This window comes from Antarctobacter jejuensis, assembly GCF_052266595.1.
GTDB lineage: Bacteria > Pseudomonadota > Alphaproteobacteria > Rhodobacterales > Rhodobacteraceae > Antarctobacter > Antarctobacter jejuensis.
Genome location: NZ_JBQQXJ010000012.1, coordinates 1 through 13755 on the forward strand (window position 1 = coordinate 1; position 13755 = coordinate 13755).

Genomic DNA, 13755 nt, shown 5'->3' on the forward strand with positions numbered 1-13755 from the left:
TGGGAAAGAAAGGGGCCAGGCGTGCCATCTGCGCGTCGGTCAGCCAGAAGAGATCGCTCATGTCACCGCTCCGTTTTCGAAGCCGTGAATCATGCTGTTCACGCGAAATCAATGCATCCTGACCCTAGCCTGCCCTGAGTTCTTCCAGATATCCAGCCCACCACTCTGACATGCGGATCCGCTCTTCCCAGTGCAGGCCTCGCGCATAAGCGCGCCGCACCACGTTGCCTTCAACATGGGCCAACTGCCTTTCTATCGCGTCCGGGTGCCAGAGGACGCTTTCATTGGCCAATGTCGAGAAGGTCGCGCGGAAACCATGCGCAGTCATTTCATCGCCAGAGTAACCGATCCGACGCAACGCCGCGTTCAATGTGTTCTCACTCATGGGGCGCTTGAAGGAGCGTAGACTCGGGAATAGGTAAGCGCCCGTGCCGGTGATCTCTCGTAGTTCTTCGATAAGTTCCATTGCTCGGCCCGGCAATGGAACATCATGCGCGCGCCGCATCTTCATCTGCTCTGCCGGAATCGACCACACAGAATTTTCCGTATCAAGATCCTGCCATTTCGCATGTCGGATTTCGCCTGGGCGCTGGGCCAGCAACGCAAGGAGTTGAAGGCCGATCCGCGTTGTCGTTTGGCCGTGAAACCCATCAATCGCCCTCAGAAGCGCACCGAAGGCTTTAGGATCGGTTATAGCCGCGCGTGAAGTCGCCCGAGGCCGGATCAGAGCATCTTGCAGGGCATATGTCGGGTCACTCTCCGCCGCGCCGTTGGCCACAGCATAGCGGAAAACTCCGCCAATCTTGGAGCGCAAGCGCTTAGCCGTTTCGTAGTTTCCTTTTGCTTCGACTTTGCGGAGAACGACAAGGATGTCCGGCGCTGTGATTTCCGTAATTGGACGGGGACCAAAAGCAGCCTTCGCCATATCCAGAAGCCACTCCGTCTTGGCCATCGTTGCAGCGGCACGACCTTCGCGGCGGGCCTTGTCGATAAACTGGTCCGCGAGCTTGCCGAAGGTACGTTCAGTGACCTTCTGCGCCTCCCGCTTTTCTTCCTGTCTCACCGCGCTCGGGTCATTGCCTTCCGCCAATAGCGCCCGCGCGTCGTCCTTTTTCTTGCGGGCGGCTGAGAGGCTAACCGCAGGATACGCGCCAAGCGAGAGAAGCTTCTCTTTGCCCTCGAAGCGGTACTTCATGCGCCATAGCTTCGACCCGCCCGGTCTGACATCGAGATAGAGGCCCTCGAAATCTGAGACCTTGTAGGGCTTTTCCTTCGGTTTGAGACTGCGAATTTGAGCATCGTTTAAGGGCATGCTGGGGGTATCCTCATTCGCGCACTTGCTGCGATACCCCCTGATCTACCCCCATCGGGGCCGTATTGTACTGGACCAAGCCGCACGACTTCGGACCATAGGGGCCGCAAACCCCTTGTATTTCTTGATTTTCTGGATGTCTCTAACTTTCTTTGGACAAGAAAGTGGTGCCGGTGAAGGGACTCGAACCCCCGACCCCATCATTACGAATGACGTGCTCTACCAGCTGAGCTACACCGGCACTGGTGCGCGGCCTATTAGCAAACAGGCCGCGCAAGGGGAAGTGCTATTTTGCGCCCGCTTTCACAGGCTCTTCGGCCTCGATGATTTCCGCGTCCTCGGGCTCAGATGTCGGGGCCTTGGCCTCTGTCGGGGCAGCGGAGGCCGGGGCATCCGGGCCGACGTTTATCACGTCTGCCTCATCCGCCGGCTCCTGTGACTTGTCCTCCAGAGATCCAATGATCAGCGGCAGCATCTCGGCTCCTGCGGGCAGGACCACCTCGGATTGCGGCGGCGTGGTCCAGCTGAGCGTATCGAAGGCAGAGCAGTTGGTGCAGATCGGTGCCCATTCGGCGTGGATCGTTTTGCACTTGTCGCAGACCCATTGCGGGCCGCGCGGTGCGGTCAACGCCTTCGCCAGCCAGCCGCGCACAACGGCATCCTTTGCGCCCTCACCCTTTTCGATGGCCGCCATGATCGCGAGAACCCGCGCATCCGGATTCTTTTCCACCAGATCGCCCAGCGCGCGACGCGCCTCAGGGAAATCCTCGGCGGCGAGGTTCAGTTCCGCCTTGAGCAGCTTGGTCTCACGGTGGTCCGGCTGGATACGGGTCAGCTGAACAAACCGTTTCACGCGGGCCTCCGGGGTTTCATCCGGTTCGATCGCGGCAAAGGACGCGGCCAGATCAGGATGCGGATGCGCCTCCCAGGCCTTTTTCAGCACCTTGATCGCGTTGCGCTTGCGCCCCTGACCGATATAGGCCCGAGCCGCCAAGGCCGCGGCAGGGACCAGATCGGGCGAGGCGCGGTTGGCCTCCAGAGCGATCTCGGCGGCCTTGCCACTGGCTTCGGTATCCTCGATCTCGGTCGCTGCGGACAGCGCCAGAACCGCATCGCGCCGCTTGAAGACATCCCGCGGCAGAGCGCCATGCTTCAGCTTGGTCGCCAGCGTCTTGCGCGCCCCGGCCCAATCATGTTTTTCCGCCTGCAATTGCAGCAGGGTGTCCTGCACCTCGCCATGCTTTGGCTTGATGGCAAAAGCGCGTTCCGCCAGTTGCAGGGCGGTGTCGGTTTCACCGGCCTCCAGCTTTTGCCGCATCAGCCCACGGATGCCGACAAAGCGGGTGTTTTCGGACTTCAGCAGGCGCTTGTAGACCTCTTCGGCCTTCTTGCGGTCGCCGGACATTTCCGCCGCCTGCGCGGTGATCAGGTCCGTCAGTTCCGGCTTGTGCAGGTACTTGTCGGCCTTGGTCGCCTTTGCAATGGCCAGCCGCCCCTCGCCCGAGGCCAGCGCCATCAGTCCCTCGGACAGCGCCTCGTATCCCTTGCGCTCGCGGTTGCGATCGAAATAGCGGCTGAGCGCGGTGTCGTCGCCATTGATGAATTTCAGCGTGGCGATGACCAGTCCGAGCAGCTTGAAGAAAAGCCAGACACCGACGACCAGCAAGATGGCGGCAATGACCGATTGCAGCGGACCAAGGTTGTATTCCATGCCCGCAACGGTGATCTGCAACCCGCCCTGGCTTTCCAGCAGGTAGCCCGCGCCAAGGGCCAGGGCCGCAACCAACGCGACGAACACAACGATCTTGATGAGTGACCAAAGCATGGTGCGGACCCTTATTCCTGATTGAGTTCCTGGGAGAGCGCGGCGGTCGCCGCCAGCGCATCGCGCCGCAGCGTGGCCAGCGCCACCCAGTCGGAAAGTTCTGCCTGCGCAACGTCGGGCAGGGCGGAAATCTCAGACAAAGTGGTGTCCAGATCACCGCCGCGCAGGGCGGCCTCTGCACGTGACAGCACCGCATCGGGGTCGTTGCCCTCTCGCGGAGTGACCGACCGGGCGCCCAGCTGGCTCTGGAAGAACCCTGCAAGGCCGCCGTTTTCCGCGTCGTCGCTCCGGTTGGCGCGCGCAGCGGCCAATGCGTCACGCGCGGCGGCCGGGAATTCCGACAGCAGAACCGACGTCGTCGGCAGCCCGTCCTCGGCAGACTGCGCAAGTGCATCGGGCACCGCAACGCCATTGCCGGTCAGCACCGCCAGCGGCTCTGCGTAGGGTTTGCCATCGCGGGCACGCGTGGTGAGATCGGCAAGCGCGGCGCGGCTGGCGGCCAGCTTGGCGCGGGTTTCGGCGCTGGTCTCCGCATCGCGGGCCCGGGCCGCCACGGCCTCGATCTCTTCTTTCGCTGCCTTGACCGCGGCCAGCTGCTCCTTTTGCGCCTCGGCGATCGCGGCCTGCTGCGCCGCAACCTGCGCCTTCAGAGTGTCCAGTTCACGCTCATAGGCGGCAACCGTTTCGGGTGAAACGGCGTCGATCAGCGGCTGCTTCTCGATTGTCGACAGGCGCGTGTCCATGGCCTTGATCTGGTCCGACAGCCCTGTGACAGAGGACTGCAAACCGGTCAGGGTGGTTTCCAGCGTCGTCAGCTTTCCTTCCGCCGCCGTGATCGAACCGGAAAGCGGCGCCAGATCGATCCCGCTGATCGCATCGGCATTTTCCCCCGCCTTCTTGGTCAGGGTTTCGATCTGTTCCACCTGAGACCGCAACGCAGCCTTGGTTTCGGTGACAAAGGGATCTTCCTCGACCGCACCGCCGCCCATGAAGGGCAGATCGGGATAGGCCCCCGCAGCATAGCCCAGCGCAGCCGCAACGACACCGCCCAACACCATGGGACCGAAGCCGCCTTTGCGTTCCACAACGGTTTCGCGGATCACCTGCGGCGCAAGGGCCGAGGTCTCCGCTTCCGGCTCTGCGGTTTCAAGGCTGTCCTCACCGGAAAGCGTGTCATCGCCCTCTGCCGGTGCAGCGTCCGCACCGTCGACGCCGGCCAACGCGTCCGCGTCAGGCTCATATGAATCTGCCGTCTCGGTCAGGCTGTCCTCTCCGGACACATCATCCGCGAGTTCATCGCGCTCCGGTGCCGGATCTGCCTCTGCGGCGTCAACGGTATCCGCAACCGTGTCCGCCTCATCGGCGATCACTGTCTCTTCCGGCGTCTTCGGATCTTCCGACGTCAGGCTGTCTTCGACGGCCTTGGTGTCGTCGGTCTTGTCCTTTCTCGACTTCGCCACCTGATGTCACCCTTTCACATCGCATCTTGGTCCAACTGGGGTGGACCCAATCAAAACGCCCCGTCCCGCGCCTGTGACAGAAGACGCGCCACCGCCTTCTTCATCTCCTCCGACTCGGGCCGTTGAGCCACTATCAGTTCCTGTTTATGCAGCGGCGAGAGAGCGTTGACCACAGCTTCGCTCATTGCCGCGACAAGAAGCGGCGCATTTGCGTGTTCCCGCGCCAGCAATTTCGCCGTTCTGGGGGAAAACACCGGCACCACCACCGGAAGGTCACCGGCCAGCGCCGCGCGCGCCTCTGCCGTCAGATCCTGCGCGGGCTGATCGTAGATCGCGGCAGACCGGCAGGGCAGACCCTCCTTTGTCAGCATTTCCGCAAGGGTTCCGCGCACATGAACCCCGTGCAGATGCAACAGCGGCGTCTTCGGACGCCGTGCCGTCAACCAGCCAAACAGCTCGTCCACCGTTCCGTCCGCGCTTATCGCCGTCATGCCCGCAGCCCGGGCTGCATGGGCCGTGGCCCGCCCCACCGCATAAACAGGCAAATCAACCCGTCCGCCAAGTTCCAGCCACGCGCTCACGCCATTGGCAGAGGTAAAGATCAGCCCCTTGGCCCTGCGGTCATCCGGCAGGGGGCCGGTTACCACGATCGATATCAGCGGCGAGATTACGGCCCGAAAGCGCAGCCCCTCCTCCTCCAGCGCCCGGGCAAAATGCTCCGACGCCAGCCGGGGGCGGGTCAGCAGCAGCACGGGCAGGGTTTCGGCCATGCGGCCTCCGGGATTGTGGGGCGTTGATGGCGGTGGTACCTGCTGGTGTCATGCAACGCAACGGGAACACCGGATGACCGCTCCCCTTATCCTTGGCCTTGAAAGCAGCTGCGACGACACCGCCGCGGCACTATTGCGCGGACGCGCGGTGCTGGCCTCTGTCGTCAAGGGACAGGCAGATCTGCACGCGGATTTCGGCGGCGTCGTTCCAGAAATCGCCGCACGCGCCCATGCGGAACGGCTGGACCATTGTGTTGAAGACGCGTTGGCCGAAGCCGGGGTGAGTTTGCAGGACGTCGACGCCATCGCGGTCACCGCCGGGCCGGGGCTGATCGGCGGGGTTTTGTCGGGCCTGATGCTGGCCAAGGGGCTGACCGCCGGTCTGGGTGTGCCGCTGGTGGGCGTGAACCATCTTGCGGGCCACGCGCTGACGCCGCGCCTGACCGACGATCTGGCCTATCCCTATCTCATGCTGCTGGTGTCGGGCGGACATTGCCAATTCCTGATCGTGCGCGGACCACAGGATTTCACCCGTCTGGGCGGCACCATCGACGACGCCCCGGGCGAGGCTTTTGACAAGACCGCGCGCCTGCTGGGCCTGCCGCAACCGGGCGGGCCATCGGTCGAGGCCGCAGCGCGCGACGGTGATGAAAAACGGTTCCGCTTTCCCCGCCCCCTGCTGGACAGGCCGGGATGCGACTTGTCCTTTTCCGGTCTGAAAACCGCGCTGCTGCGCCAGCGCGATCAGTTGATTGCGGAGCAGGGCGGGTTGCACCGGCAGGACGTGGCAGACCTTTGTGCCGGGTTTCAAGCCGCTGTGCGCGATGTCTTGACCGAAAAGGCGCGCCGCGCGATCGACCTGTACCTACAGGAACAGCCCGATGCTCCCGCAATGGCCGTGGCCGGAGGCGTGGCAGCCAATACGCCCCTGCGGACGGCTTTGCAGGGGCTCTGCGAAACCTCGGGGGTGCGGTTCACCGCGCCGCCGCTGCGCCTGTGCACCGATAATGCCGCGATGATTGCCTATGCCGGGGGCGAGTTGCTGAGCGCCGGGGTCACGCATGACATGAGCCTCTCCGCCCGCCCCCGTTGGCCACTGGACCAACGGGCCGCCCCCCTGATCGGCTCTGGAAAGAAAGGCGCCAAGGCATGAGCGTAGCGGTCCTTGGCGGGGGTGCCTTTGGCACGGCGCTGGCGGTTGCTCTGGGCCGCAAGGGGCCGGTGACGCTTTGGGCACGGCACTCAGCGGAAATGATGGAACACCGCCAAAGCCCGCGCCTGCCCGGCGTGATCCTGCCCGAAACGGTAAAGGTCGTATCGGACCTGACCCAGGCGACGCAGCACGACAGTTTGCTGCTGGCCGTACCGATGCAACAGCTGTCCGTCCTGCTGGACCAGATAGACGCGCCGTTGAGCGGTCAGTTCCTTGTCGCCTGCTGCAAAGGCATCGACCTGACCGAAGGGCTCGGCCCCTGCGGGCTGATCGCGCGACACAAACCGCAGGCCGTGCCGGCCATCCTGACCGGCCCCAGCTTTGCCGCAGACATCGCCCGTGGCCTGCCCACCGCGCTGACATTGGCCTGCTCTGACGCGGCAGCGGGTCGCCAATTGCAGGCGACCCTGTCGACACCCGTGCTGCGGCTCTACCGCAGCGATGACACCATCGGCGCGGAGCTTGGCGGCGCGCTGAAGAACGTCATCGCTATCGCCTGCGGCGCCTGCATTGGGGCCGGACTGGGCGACAGCGCCCGCGCGGCCCTGATGACGCGCGGCTTTGCCGAGATGCAGCGTTTAGCCGCGCGGCTGGGGGCGGCGCCCGAAACCCTGACAGGTCTGTCCGGGTTGGGCGACCTGACGCTGACATGCACCTCTGACGGATCGCGCAACTATCGGTTCGGAGTGGCGCTTGGCCAGGGCGAGACCTTTGATCCTGAAGTAACGGTCGAAGGTGCGGCCACCGCCCGAGCCGCCGCCGGTCTGGCCGCCAACCTTGGCCTCCCCTTGCCCGTTTGTACCGCCGTCGCTGACCTGACCCAAGGCAATCTGACCGTGCCGCAGGCCATGGACACCCTTCTTTCCCGCCCACTCAAGGATGAATGACATGCTGATTGCCCTGATCGCACAAGACAAACCCGGCGCCCTGCAGATCCGAAAGGACACGCGCGACGCGCACCTGGAATACCTCAAGGCCACCAACGTCTACCAAGCTGGGCCTCTCCTGAATGACGACGGAGAGATGATCGGATCGCTGATCGTGCTCGACGTCGCCGACATGGCCGCCGCAAAAGAGTGGGCCGAAAACGATCCCTACGCCAAGGCGGGCCTGTTCGAAAACGTCACCCTGACCGCGTGGAAAAAGGTGATCTGATGCGTTACTGGCTGTTCAAGTCGGAACCCTCCACCTGGTCCTGGGACGATCAGGTGGCCAAGGGTGACGCGGGCGAGGAATGGGACGGCGTCCGCAACTATCAGGCGCGCAATTTCATGCGCGAAATGGCCTTGGGCGACCGTGGATTCTTTTACCATTCGCAAAAGGAAAAGGCCGTTGTCGGCACGGTTGAGGTCATCGCCGAGGCGCACCCCGACAGCACGACCGATGACGACCGCTGGGAATGCGTGGACATCAAGGCGCTGGAAAAGGTGCCGACCCCTGTAACCCTTGACGAGATCAAGGCAGAGCCGCGCCTGTCCGAAATGGTGTTGGTCAAGAACTCCCGGCTATCCGTGCAGCCAGTGACCGAAGATGAATGGCGGACCCTTTGTGAATTGGCCGGGCTGACAGCCTGACGCCGTTTCAGTCACTCTGCTCGGCGTATTGCCAGCCAAGGCCCGGCGCGGAGCCATTGCGCGACGCGCGGGGTGTTCAGGCTGCATATTTCCCAATTGATGCTAAACTTGCGCTGCCCGCAGGCGGGAAGCGCAACAAGGACAAAACCCATGATCGAAATCATCAACGTTATCGTGGCGGCCGTGGTCGCCTTTGCGGCTGGTGCCGTCTGGTATCTGGTGTTTGCGGAACCGTGGAAAAAGGCCACTGGTGTTCCGCTGGACGCCGAAGGCAATCCAGAAGGCGGGCAGAACCCGGCGCTGTTCGCGTTTACCTTTGTGATGCAATTGCTGGTCGCAGGCATGATGCGGCACGTGTTCGAATCTTCCGGCGTCGCCACGATTGGCGGCGGCCTCCTGTCCGGGATCGGTATCGGGTTGTTCTTCATCGCGCCTTGGGTGGCGATCAACAACGCCTACGGGATGCGCCCGTTCAAGCTGACTGTGATCGATGGCGGATACGCGGTCGTGGCCTGCGCGCTGATGGGGCTGATCCTGACGCTGTTCTGAAATAGCGTCTGAAGCAGACAGTGTTTTCTGGCGTACGCACGCGCGAAAAATCGGAGGGTTCCAGAATACCGGAACCCTCCGCTCACCCACGTGCTCCCTACGCACCACACGTGTAACGAATTCTTTGGTCCGGCCATTCTGGCCCGCAAATGCAGACTACGGCGGCCACCCCGGATCGGCAATTCAAAAGTCCGTTCAATTTCAATCGATTGAATCAAAAAGCCCCCGCAATGCAGGGGCTTTGACAGGTCTGCGACCTCGGTTCAGCCGTAAACGGCCTCTTTGCCGAAGTGCTTGGTCAGCATGTAGTACACCACTGCGCGGTACTTGTTGCGCTCGGACTTGCCATAGGTTTCGATGACCTTGTTGATGGCGTCCATCAGTTCCGGTCCATCGGACAGGCCCAGCTTCTTGATCAGGAAATTCGTCTTGACGGTCTCAAGCTCTGCCGGCTGGCTGGACGCGACGGTAGAGGCATCCGCGTTGTAGATCGCCGGGCCGCAACCGATGGTCACTTTGGTCAGAAGATCCATGTCAGGCTCGACGCCGCACTTGTTCTTCAGGTCACCGGCATATTGTGCGATCAGATCGTCGCGCTTTCCCATAGTTTTTTCCCTCGTATTGGCGCCCCATGTCAGGCGCAGGTCTCTTGGCATACCGCCTTGCGGGGGCATGGTGACCGCAGTTCCCCACTTTTGGCAAGGGAAATGCAGACCCGCCTTCCCCCTTGCGGCCCACCGGATACGACAGAGCCTCGTCGGAAATCCGACAGACCGGGCGCTGTCACCGGATCATCCTGCACGTGCCTTGCGCGAAATGGACCGACCACAGGGCCGGAGCCGACCAATCCGGCGCGACCGTCCGCGCCGGTTCAACAGGACTTTTGACCCGCAACGCCCAGCGCTTTACGAAGAAGGGGATGCCCGCGGGAACGCTTGCGGAGGATCGGGGCCAAAACGAACAAGAAGGGCACGACATGAGCGACACACGCACCGTCAGCTTTACCCAGATGAAACACGGCACCAAGGAGGATTACCTCCTGCTGGAAGAGCTGGAAAAACCCTACCTTGCCCTGACGCCTGACCGCGTGCTGGACGAATTGCGCCGACAGGGGGAGGTCACTCTGGAAGGCTACAGGATCACCCGCCTGACCCATGGCCTGCAATCCGCCACACGGGCCGAACGCGACGGTGCCGATATAGACTGGATCGTGGGCGCGTTGTTGCATGACGTCGGCGACGGGCTGGCACCGCAGAACCATGACCGTTTCTCGGCCGAGGTGATCCGCCCCTTCGTGCGCTGGGACGTGGCCTGGGTGGTGGAACACCACGGCATCTTCCAAAGCTTCTACTACGGCCACCACTACGGCTGGGACCCCAACGCACGCGAGCGTTTCAAGGAGCATCCCTGCTTCGACAGTTGCGCGGCCTTCTGCGAACGCTGGGACCAGTCCAGCTTTGACCCCGATTACGATACCCTGCCGCTAGAGCATTTCGAGCCGCTGGTGCGCGAGGTATTCGCCCGCAAGGCCTATGATCCGGCGGTCATCCGTGAGGGTTATGTCTCACCCTTGGCGGGGTGAGGCCATTCCGGCCCAAAGCGGCTTGAAGCCCGGGCCATGCAATGCAACTGTCCGGCAATCACCAGTACCGGAATGCCCATATGACACGTCGCCCTTTTGTTTTGATTGCCAGCCCGCTCATCCTGCTGGCGCTTGCCGCCTGTGAACCGGTTCCCGGCGGTGGCGGAATCAGCGGTCCCACCTCTCCCGCGCCGGAATCCGTGGCCGCCATCGCGGCGCCCTATCAGGATCTGAGCAATGTGCGCGTGCGGGCCGAGGATGGATGTTACTGGTACACGCATACCGGCCCGGTCGAAACCACGGAACTGCCCCTGCGCACCAACGCGGGCAACCCGATCTGTACGCGCCCCCAGTCCTGAGGCGCTGAAACCTCTGGACCAGGGACCGCCGTTTCACGACGTCAGCGGGCCGCCATCGGTGGGGTACAGATAGGCGGTCACGCCGGTGCTCACCTGTTCGTACAGATAGTTGATATGCGGCATCACCATGCGCACGCAGCCTGAACTGGCCCGCGTGCCGATGGAGCGCGGCGCCGGTGTTCCGTGAATGCGCAAATAGGTGTCCCGGTTGCCCTTGTAGAGATACAGAGCGCGCGACCCCAAGGCATTGCTGGGACCGGGGGGCTGCCCATCCGCCCATGCCGCGTACTTTTCCGGTTCGCGCGCGATCATCGCGGCGGTCGGTGTCCACATCGGCCACTTCGACTTGCGCCTGATCGTGTAGACGCCCGGCTCATACAGGCCGTCACGGCCGATGGCCGCGCCATAGCGCATCGCGGTGCCGTCATCCTGAATGTGGTAGAGGTAGCGCGCGACGGCATCGACATGAATGTCGCCCGGCTTCAGCCCCGGATTGGCCGTGACCCTGCGCGGCAGAAAACGCGGATGCAGACCCCAGGGATTCGACGTTTCAAGATTGAAATCAGGCGGCGTCACCTGGGCGTCCCACGACGCCCAATCTCCGGGCGCGGCGAAGGCAGGCCCCGCGATCACCGGCGTGGAAAGTGCGGCGAGGGAGGCAACCATCTGGCGTCTGGTAAACATTCGGAACCTTTCTAACGATGGCAACGACCGGGAAGACCCATGACAGCATGCCGTTGCGCAGACTTTCCTATCAAACCGTCAAACCCGTTCCGGCTCAAACCGGTTTCATGAACTTCACGAATTTTTTTGCCGATTGCGGTTTTCAGGCTCTGAAAAAGAACAACCGCCAGCCGATTGGCTGACGGTTGCGCTCTGGTCAATCAATCCGAACCGTCAGTAACGGTAGTGCTCGGGCTTGAACGGGCCCTCGGGCTTGACGCCGATATAGCTGGCCTGTTCTTCGGTCAGGGCGCTCAGCTTGACGCCGATCCGGTCCAAGTGCAGACGCGCGACCTTTTCATCCAGATGCTTGGGCAGGATGTAGACCTCGTTCTTGTAGTTGTCGCCGTTCTTGTACAGCTCGATCTGCGCCAGCACCTGGTTGGTGAAGGACGCCGACATCACGAACGACGGGTGGCCGGTGGCGTTGCCGAGGTTCAACAAGCGGCCTTCGGACAGCAGGATGATGCGATGCCCGTTCGGCATCTCGATCATGTCCACCTGTTCCTTGATGTTGGTCCACTTGTGGTTTTTCAGCGCGGCAACCTGGATCTCATTGTCGAAGTGGCCGATGTTGCCGACGATGGCCATGTCCTTCATCTCACGCATGTGCTCGATGCGGATCACGTCCTTGTTGCCGGTGGTGGTGACAAAGATGTCAGCCGTGGCAACCACGTCTTCCAGCGGGGCAACCTGGAAACCGTCCATCGCTGCCTGCAGGGCGCAGATCGGATCGATCTCTGTCACGATCACGCGGGCACCCGCGCCTTTCAGCGAGGCGGCAGAGCCTTTGCCCACATCGCCATAACCGCAGACCACGGCAACCTTGCCGGCCATCATGGTGTCGGTGGCGCGGCGGATGCCGTCGACCAGCGATTCCTTGCAGCCGTACTTGTTGTCGAACTTCGACTTGGTGACAGAGTCGTTCACGTTGATCGCCGGGAAGGGCAGCTGACCGTCGCGCACCAGTTGGTACAGGCGGTTCACGCCGGTGGTGGTTTCCTCGGACACGCCCATGATCTGGTCGCGGGTCTTGGTGAACCAGCCCGGGGAGGCCGCCATGCGCTTCTTGATCTGCGCCTTGATGACTTCCTCTTCTTCAGAGGTCGGCACGGCGATGATGTCCTCACCCGCCTCGGCGCGTGCGCCCAGCAGGACGTACAGGGTGGCGTCGCCGCCATCGTCGAGGATCATGTTCGGGCCGTCTTCGAACATGAAGGACTTGTCGAGGTAGTCCCAATGCTCTTCCAGCGTCTGGCCTTTGATCGCGAAGACCGGAATACCGGCCGCGGCAATCGCCGACGCGGCGTGATCCTGCGTCGAGAAGATGTTGCACGAGGCCCAGCGCACGTCGGCGCCAAGGGCCGTCAGCGTCTCGATCAGAACAGCGGTCTGGATCGTCATGTGCAGCGACCCAACGATACGAGCGCCTTTCAGGGGCTTTTCTTCGCCGTACTCGGCACGAAGGGCCATCAGGCCCGGCATTTCGGTCTCGGCGATATCGAGCTCCTTGCGCCCGAAATCTGCCAGCGAAATGTCTTTTACGATATAATCGTTCGTCATGTGGCTATGCTCCTGGTGCCGCTTGTGCGGTATGCGCCCCCGTACCAAAGAGGGATGTGATTGACAACAAGCGCGGATGTCATATCCAGAACGCCAATCAGGGCAGGGGTGCAGGCAGATGGAATTCGAACACCGCATTTGCGTGAACGAGCACGGCTTTTACTGCGTGCCCGATGCCTATGCGAAACGCGAGATCCCGAAAATCCTCGCACGGGGGGAGGTTTACGAGCCCAACACCCTGTCGTTGCTGGCACGGCGCGCGTTTGGCGGCGATATCGTGACCGGCGGTGCCTTCATCGGCGATTTCTTTCCTGCACTGTCCCGCGCCGTTGCGCCCGGTTCCCGCGTTGTCAGCTTTGAACCCAATCCGCTCAGCTTTGCCGCCGCGCAGCGCACCATCGCATTGAATGGCCTGTCCAACGTCGATCTGGCAGCCGTAGCGGTCGGCGAAACTTCCGGCACGCTTCACCTGCAACTGGCCCGTGAGGGCGGCAGCGCCACGGCGGCCCGCGCCAAGATCGTCGAGACAGCCAAGGACGGGGACACCGTCCCGGTCGAGGTCAGCACGCTGGATGACCTCTGCCCGGCGGACCGCATCGTGTCGATCCTGCATCTGGACGTCGAAGGCCATGAGAAACCCGCACTGCTGGGTGCGCGACGGATCATCGAACAGAACGCGCCGATGATCGTGCTGGAGGCCGATCGCCCGTGGCAACGCGGCATGTACGCCGATTTCCTGATCGAGCATTTCCCGGACCAGCGCTATCTCATGTGCGGTGGCATGGAGCGGAACGTGTTCTTCATCTCCCAGAACTGAGGCGTATC

16 protein-coding genes and 1 tRNA gene are annotated in these 13755 nt (G+C 62.6%); 9 read left to right on the top strand and 8 right to left on the bottom strand.

What is annotated here, in order from left to right; all coding sequences use genetic code 11:
* Positions 1 to 124 precede the first annotated feature (124 nt).
* From ACTXGA_RS16680 to ACTXGA_RS16700, 5 genes are all read right to left on the bottom strand, one after another.
* Positions 125 to 1312, bottom strand: coding sequence for a tyrosine-type recombinase/integrase (locus ACTXGA_RS16680; RefSeq protein ID WP_443395596.1), 1188 nt, complete (start codon positions 1310 to 1312; stop codon positions 125 to 127).
* A gap of 165 nt (positions 1313 to 1477) precedes the next feature.
* A tRNA-Thr gene (locus tag ACTXGA_RS16685) sits at positions 1478 to 1553 on the bottom strand.
* A gap of 45 nt (positions 1554 to 1598) precedes the next feature.
* Complete coding sequence (locus tag ACTXGA_RS16690; protein WP_443395598.1) at positions 1599 to 3137, bottom strand: heme biosynthesis protein HemY; 1539 nt, start codon at positions 3135 to 3137, stop codon at positions 1599 to 1601.
* An 11-nt stretch (positions 3138 to 3148) separates the two neighbouring features.
* Positions 3149 to 4597, bottom strand: coding sequence for a COG4223 family protein (locus ACTXGA_RS16695; RefSeq protein ID WP_443395600.1), 1449 nt, complete (start codon positions 4595 to 4597; stop codon positions 3149 to 3151).
* 50 nt (positions 4598 to 4647) lie between these two features.
* Positions 4648 to 5367, bottom strand: a complete 720-nt coding sequence (locus ACTXGA_RS16700) for a uroporphyrinogen-III synthase (protein ID WP_443395602.1) — start codon at positions 5365 to 5367, stop codon at positions 4648 to 4650.
* A gap of 73 nt (positions 5368 to 5440) precedes the next feature.
* Between ACTXGA_RS16700 and tsaD the strand changes: the two genes are divergently transcribed.
* The 5 genes from tsaD (at position 5441) to ACTXGA_RS16725 (ending at position 8703) form a co-directional block, all read left to right on the top strand.
* On the top strand, positions 5441 to 6520 hold the full coding sequence (gene tsaD / locus ACTXGA_RS16705) for a tRNA (adenosine(37)-N6)-threonylcarbamoyltransferase complex transferase subunit TsaD (RefSeq protein WP_443395604.1): 1080 nt from the start codon (positions 5441 to 5443) through the stop codon (positions 6518 to 6520).
* Entirely contained in the window at positions 6517 to 7467 is a 951-nt protein-coding gene (locus ACTXGA_RS16710) for an NAD(P)H-dependent glycerol-3-phosphate dehydrogenase (protein WP_443395606.1), read from the top strand. Before tsaD ends, ACTXGA_RS16710 begins: the two co-directional genes overlap by 4 nt.
* A 1-nt stretch (position 7468) precedes the next feature.
* Positions 7469 to 7735: a YciI family protein gene (locus ACTXGA_RS16715; protein ID WP_443395608.1), complete on the top strand. Its 267-nt coding sequence runs from the start codon at positions 7469 to 7471 to the stop codon at positions 7733 to 7735.
* Positions 7735 to 8154: an EVE domain-containing protein gene (locus tag ACTXGA_RS16720; RefSeq protein WP_443395609.1), complete on the top strand. Its 420-nt coding sequence runs from the start codon at positions 7735 to 7737 to the stop codon at positions 8152 to 8154. The genes ACTXGA_RS16715 and ACTXGA_RS16720 overlap by 1 nt, the downstream gene beginning before the upstream one ends.
* 153 nt (positions 8155 to 8307) lie before the next feature.
* The gene (locus tag ACTXGA_RS16725; RefSeq protein WP_443395877.1) at positions 8308 to 8703 is read left to right on the top strand and encodes a DUF1761 domain-containing protein; all 396 of its coding nucleotides are present in this window, start codon (positions 8308 to 8310) and stop codon (positions 8701 to 8703) included.
* Positions 8704 to 8966: 263 nt separating this feature from the next.
* Here the strand turns inward: ACTXGA_RS16725 and ACTXGA_RS16730 are convergent, their stop codons facing one another.
* Complete coding sequence (locus ACTXGA_RS16730; RefSeq protein WP_443395611.1) at positions 8967 to 9308, bottom strand: DUF2853 family protein; 342 nt, start codon at positions 9306 to 9308, stop codon at positions 8967 to 8969.
* Between the two features lie 404 nt (positions 9309 to 9712).
* On the opposite strand from ACTXGA_RS16730, the gene ACTXGA_RS16735 reads away from it, so the two are divergent.
* Together ACTXGA_RS16735 and ACTXGA_RS16740 are read left to right on the top strand one after the other, a co-directional pair.
* Positions 9713 to 10285: an HD domain-containing protein gene (locus ACTXGA_RS16735; protein ID WP_443395879.1), complete on the top strand. Its 573-nt coding sequence runs from the start codon at positions 9713 to 9715 to the stop codon at positions 10283 to 10285.
* 80 nt (positions 10286 to 10365) lie between these two features.
* Positions 10366 to 10644, top strand: a complete 279-nt coding sequence (locus ACTXGA_RS16740; RefSeq protein ID WP_443395613.1) for a hypothetical protein — start codon at positions 10366 to 10368, stop codon at positions 10642 to 10644.
* Positions 10645 to 10677: 33 nt separating this feature from the next.
* Here ACTXGA_RS16740 and ACTXGA_RS16745 read toward each other — a convergent pair whose 3' ends face one another.
* A complete protein-coding gene (locus ACTXGA_RS16745; RefSeq protein WP_443395614.1) occupies positions 10678 to 11328 on the bottom strand; it encodes a L,D-transpeptidase in 651 nt (216 codons plus the stop codon).
* A 17-nt stretch (positions 11329 to 11345) separates the two neighbouring features.
* Between ACTXGA_RS16745 and ACTXGA_RS16750 the strand changes: the two genes are divergently transcribed.
* Positions 11346 to 11510: a hypothetical protein gene (locus tag ACTXGA_RS16750; protein ID WP_443395615.1), complete on the top strand. Its 165-nt coding sequence runs from the start codon at positions 11346 to 11348 to the stop codon at positions 11508 to 11510.
* Positions 11511 to 11541: 31 nt separating this feature from the next.
* Here ACTXGA_RS16750 and ahcY read toward each other — a convergent pair whose 3' ends face one another.
* Entirely contained in the window at positions 11542 to 12930 is a 1389-nt protein-coding gene (gene ahcY, locus ACTXGA_RS16755) for an adenosylhomocysteinase (protein ID WP_443395617.1), read from the bottom strand.
* Positions 12931 to 13048: 118 nt separating this feature from the next.
* On the opposite strand from ahcY, the gene ACTXGA_RS16760 reads away from it, so the two are divergent.
* Positions 13049 to 13747: an FkbM family methyltransferase gene (locus tag ACTXGA_RS16760; RefSeq protein ID WP_443395619.1), complete on the top strand. Its 699-nt coding sequence runs from the start codon at positions 13049 to 13051 to the stop codon at positions 13745 to 13747.
* Positions 13748 to 13755: the final 8 nt, after the last annotated feature.

Coding starts and splice junctions, on each gene's coding strand:
- ACTXGA_RS16745 (WP_443395614.1), bottom strand. CDS start 11,328: ATGTTTACCAGACGCCAGATGGTTGCCTCCCTCGCCGCACTTTCCACG.
- ahcY (WP_443395617.1), bottom strand. CDS start 12,930: ATGACGAACGATTATATCGTAAAAGACATTTCGCTGGCAGATTTCGGG.
- ACTXGA_RS16740 (WP_443395613.1), top strand. CDS start 10,366: ATGACACGTCGCCCTTTTGTTTTGATTGCCAGCCCGCTCATCCTGCTG.
- tsaD (WP_443395604.1), top strand. CDS start 5,441: ATGACCGCTCCCCTTATCCTTGGCCTTGAAAGCAGCTGCGACGACACC.
- ACTXGA_RS16750 (WP_443395615.1), top strand. CDS start 11,346: ATGGCAACGACCGGGAAGACCCATGACAGCATGCCGTTGCGCAGACTT.
- ACTXGA_RS16735 (WP_443395879.1), top strand. CDS start 9,713: ATGAAACACGGCACCAAGGAGGATTACCTCCTGCTGGAAGAGCTGGAA.
- ACTXGA_RS16680 (WP_443395596.1), bottom strand. CDS start 1,312: ATGCCCTTAAACGATGCTCAAATTCGCAGTCTCAAACCGAAGGAAAAG.
- ACTXGA_RS16710 (WP_443395606.1), top strand. CDS start 6,517: ATGAGCGTAGCGGTCCTTGGCGGGGGTGCCTTTGGCACGGCGCTGGCG.
- ACTXGA_RS16720 (WP_443395609.1), top strand. CDS start 7,735: ATGCGTTACTGGCTGTTCAAGTCGGAACCCTCCACCTGGTCCTGGGAC.
- ACTXGA_RS16715 (WP_443395608.1), top strand. CDS start 7,469: ATGCTGATTGCCCTGATCGCACAAGACAAACCCGGCGCCCTGCAGATC.
- ACTXGA_RS16700 (WP_443395602.1), bottom strand. CDS start 5,367: ATGGCCGAAACCCTGCCCGTGCTGCTGCTGACCCGCCCCCGGCTGGCG.
- ACTXGA_RS16730 (WP_443395611.1), bottom strand. CDS start 9,308: ATGGGAAAGCGCGACGATCTGATCGCACAATATGCCGGTGACCTGAAG.
- ACTXGA_RS16690 (WP_443395598.1), bottom strand. CDS start 3,137: ATGCTTTGGTCACTCATCAAGATCGTTGTGTTCGTCGCGTTGGTTGCG.
- ACTXGA_RS16760 (WP_443395619.1), top strand. CDS start 13,049: ATGGAATTCGAACACCGCATTTGCGTGAACGAGCACGGCTTTTACTGC.